The 4,124-nt window shown below is 39.1% G+C and carries 1 protein-coding gene and 1 pseudogene; both read left to right on the top strand.

All coding sequences use genetic code 11. The features are described from left to right. Positions 1 to 24 precede the first annotated feature (24 nt). Positions 25 to 3,759 (top strand): beta strand repeat-containing protein, encoded by a 3,735-nt coding sequence (locus tag HMPREF2644_RS06515; protein ID WP_306806743.1) that lies wholly within the window; start codon positions 25 to 27, stop codon positions 3,757 to 3,759. A gap of 153 nt (positions 3,760 to 3,912) precedes the next feature. Next, positions 3,913 to 4,124 (top strand): annotated as a pseudogene (locus tag HMPREF2644_RS06510) (ShlB/FhaC/HecB family hemolysin secretion/activation protein); the annotation flags it as partial.

The following is a 4,124-nucleotide window of genomic DNA, read 5'->3' as shown; positions in this document are numbered from 1 at the left end:
GATATCGCTAAAACTGGTGGTTTTGTGGAGACGTCGGGGCATGATTTATTCATTAATGACGGCACGACTGTTGGCGCTAAAGAATGGTTGTTAGACCCGGACAATGTATCCATTAACGCAGGCACATCAGAACGTAACGACGCTTCACCAACAGAAGATTTCCCTACCGGAGCAGGAGGAAAGGATAACCCCAAAAAAAACGCTCACAACAAACCGACATTAATAAACACAACTCTTGAGCGTATATTAAGTGGCAACACCTTTGTTAATATCACTGCCAGAAAAAGAATCACAGTTAATAGTGATATCAACATCAAAGACAGCTCCCATCTAATACTCTGGAGCGAAAATGATAACAGCAGCGGCGTTGATATTAAAGGCAATATCACTTCTACTACTGGCGGAAGCTTAACTATTTACTCCAGCGGCTGGATTGATATTCATAAAAACATTACGCTTAATTCAGGGCTCTTAAACATTACAACTAAACAAGGAGATATCGCCTTCGAAAAAGGGAATAACCCAACCATTACAGGTCAAGGGACTATTACCGCAGGCAATGGTAAAGGTTTTAGGTTTGAAAACGCCTCCCTAAACGGTATTGGAACAGGGTTACTTTTTAACATCAAAAGGGATTTAGGAAATAATTTCCAAATCATAAACTTTTTTAACGGAACTTTAAATATTTCAGGGAAAGTAAACATCTCAATGGTCATACCTAAAAAATGGGATTATAGTAAATTCAGGGGGCGAACCTATTGGAACGTAACCCATTTAAATGTTTCCGAAGGCAGTAAGTTTAACCTCACTATCGACTCCAGAGGAGATGACACTGCAGGCACCCTTAACACCCCTTATAATTTAAACGGTATATCATTCAACAAAGACACTATCTTTGATGTTAAACAAAACGGGGCAGTCACCTTTGACATCAAGGCGCCAATAGGGGTAAATAATAATCGTAATTTGAATTACGCATCATTCAATGGAAATATTTCAGTTTCAGGAGGAGGGAATGTCACTTTCAAACTTCTCGCCTCATCCTCTACCGCTCAAACTCCCGGTGTATTTATAAATTCTAAACACTTTAATGCTTCAGGAGGGTCGAGTTTAGAATTTAGAACTGAAGGCTCAACAAAAGTCGGCTTCTTGATAAATAATGATTTAACCCTAAATGCCACCGGAGGTAACATATCGCTCTTGCAAGTTGAAGGCATTGACGGGATGATTGGTAAAGGCGTTGTAGCTAAAAAAAACATAACCTTTGCTGGAGGCAATATCACCTTTGGCTCCAAGAAAGCCATAACAGAAATCGAAGGCAATGCTACTATCAATAACAACGCTAACGTCACTCTTATCGGTTCGGATTTTGACAACCATCAAAAACCTTTAACTATTAAAAAAGATGTCATCATTAATAGCGGCAACCTTACCGCTGGCGGCAATGTTATCAATATAAACGGAAATCTTACCGTTAACAATGGCGCCAATCTTAAAGCTATCACAAATTTCACTTTTAATGTAGGCGGCTTGTTTGACAACAAAGGCAATTCAAATATCTCCATTGCTAGAGGAGGGGCTAAATTTAAAGATATCAATAACACCAGTAGCTTAAATATTACCACCAACTCCGACACCACTTACCGTACCATTATAGAAGGTAATATAACCAACAAAGCAGGTGATTTGAATATCATTGATAATAAAGGTAACGCTGAAATCCAAATTGGCGGCAATATCTCGCAAAAAGAAGGTAATCTCACGATTTCTTCCGATAAAATTAATATCACTAACCAGATAACAATCAAGAAGGGTGTTAATAAAGAGGATTCTGATTCAAGCACGGCAAACAATGCTAATCTAACCATTAAAACCAAAGAATTGCAATTAACGGGAGACCTAAATATTTCAGGCTTCGATAAAGCAGAAATCACAGCCAAAGAGGGTGCCGATTTAATCATCGGTAATAGTGATAATAACAACAATGCTAATGCTAAAAAAGTAACCTTTAACCAGGTTAAAGATTCGAAAATCTCTGCTGGCAGTCACAATGTAACACTAAACAGTAAAGTAGAAACCTCTAATGGCAATAATGACGCTGAAAGCAATAATGGCGATAGCACCAGCTTAACTATTAATGCAAAAAATGTAACAGTAAACAACAATATTACTTCTCACAAAACAGTAAATATCACTGCGTCAGAAAATGTTACCACCAAAGCGGGCACAACCATTAATGCAACCATAGGTAGCGTAGAAGTAACAGCCAAAACAGGTGATATTAAAGGTGGAATTGAATCCAATTCCGGTAATGTAAATATTACAGCGAGCGGCGACACGCTTAATGTAAGTAACATCACAGGTCAAAATGTGACAGTGGCAGCAGCCTCAGGTGCCGTAACAACCACAAAAGGATCAACTATTAATGCAACAACTGGTAATGCAAATATTACAACCAAAACAGGTGAAATTAATGGCGAAGTTAAATCAGCTTCCGGTAATGTAAATATTACAGCGAGCGGCAATACACTTAATGTAAGTAACATCACTGGTCAAAATGTAACAGTAACAGCAAACTCAGGTGCCATAACAACCACAGAAGGCTCAACTATTAACGCGACAACAGGTGATGCAAATATTACAACCCAAACAGGTAATATTAATGGTAAAGTTGAATCCAGTTCTGGTTCTGTGACGCTTATTGCAACTGGACAAACTCTTGCTGTAGGTAATATTTCAGGTGACACTGTTACCATTACTGCGGATAAAGGTAAATTAACCACACAAACAAGCTCTAAGATTAACGGAACTAAGAGTGTAACCACCTCAAGCCAATCAGGTGATATTAGTGGCACAATTTCTGGTAATACGGTAAGCGTTAGTGCGACCGGTAGCTTGACCACTCAAGCAGGCTCAAAAATTGAAGCAAAAACAGGTGAGGCTAATGTAACAAGCGCAACAGGTACAATTGGCGGTACAATCTCTGGCAATACAGTAAATGTTACAGCAAATACTGATAATTTAACTATTAAAGATGGCGCAAGAATTAAAGCAACGGGCGGAGCTGTGACTTTAACCGCAACAGGAGGTACTTTAACCACCGAAACAAGTTCTGATATTACCTCAAGCAATGGTCAGACAACTCTCACGGCCAAGGATAGCAGTATCGCAGGAAGCATCAATGCCGCCAATGTGACATTAAATACCACAGGCACTTTAACTACTGTGGCAGGTTCAAAAATCGAGGCAGCCAGTGGCACCCTGGTTATTAATGCAAAAGATGCTCAGTTGGACGGCGCGGCATTAGGTGACCGTACAGAAGTAAATGTAACTAACGCAAATGGCTCCGGCAGCGTAATCGCGACAACCTCAAGCAGAGTGAACATCACTGGGGATTTAATCACAATAAATGGATTAAATATCATTTCAAAAAACGGTAAAAACACCGTGCTGTTAAAAGGTGTTGAAATTGATGTGAAATACATTCAACCGGGCATAGCGAGCGTATATGAAGTAATTGAAGCAAAACGCGCTCTTGAGAAAGTGAAAGATTTATCTGATGAAGAAAGAGAAGCATTAGCTAAGCTTGGTGTGAGCGCTGTACGTTTTATTGAGCCAAATAATACAATTACAGTCGATACACAAAATGAATTTGCAACCAGACCATTAAGTCGAATAGTGATTTCTGAAGGCAGGGCGTGTTTCTCAAACAGTGATGGCGCGACGGTGTGCGTTAATATCGCTGATAACGGGCGGTAGCGGTCAGTAATTAGCGAGATGAATTTCATCTCGCGATAAATCCATTTTATTTTCGTATTATTTGCCGTGTGGGTTAAAGTTCAGCACGGGCTTTTACCCACCTTGTAAAAAATTACGGAAAATGCAATAAAATATTTTTAACAGGTTATTATTATGAAAAACATAAAAAGCAAATTAAAGCTCAGTGCAATCTCGGCATTGCTTGGTTTAGCGTCTTTATCAGCGCATACGGAAGAAGCGTTTTTAGTAAAAGGTTTTCAGCTATCTGGCGCACTTGAAACTTTAAGTGAAAATGCCCAATTATCTGTAGCAAAATCTCTATCTAAATATCAAGGTACGCAAACTTTAACAAACCTAAAAACAGC

Source organism: Haemophilus sp. HMSC071C11, from assembly GCF_001837655.1.
Classification (GTDB): domain Bacteria; phylum Pseudomonadota; class Gammaproteobacteria; order Enterobacterales; family Pasteurellaceae; genus Haemophilus; species Haemophilus influenzae.
The sequence above is the reverse complement of the archived record's forward strand: the minus strand, read 5'-3'. Positions and strand labels throughout refer to the sequence as shown.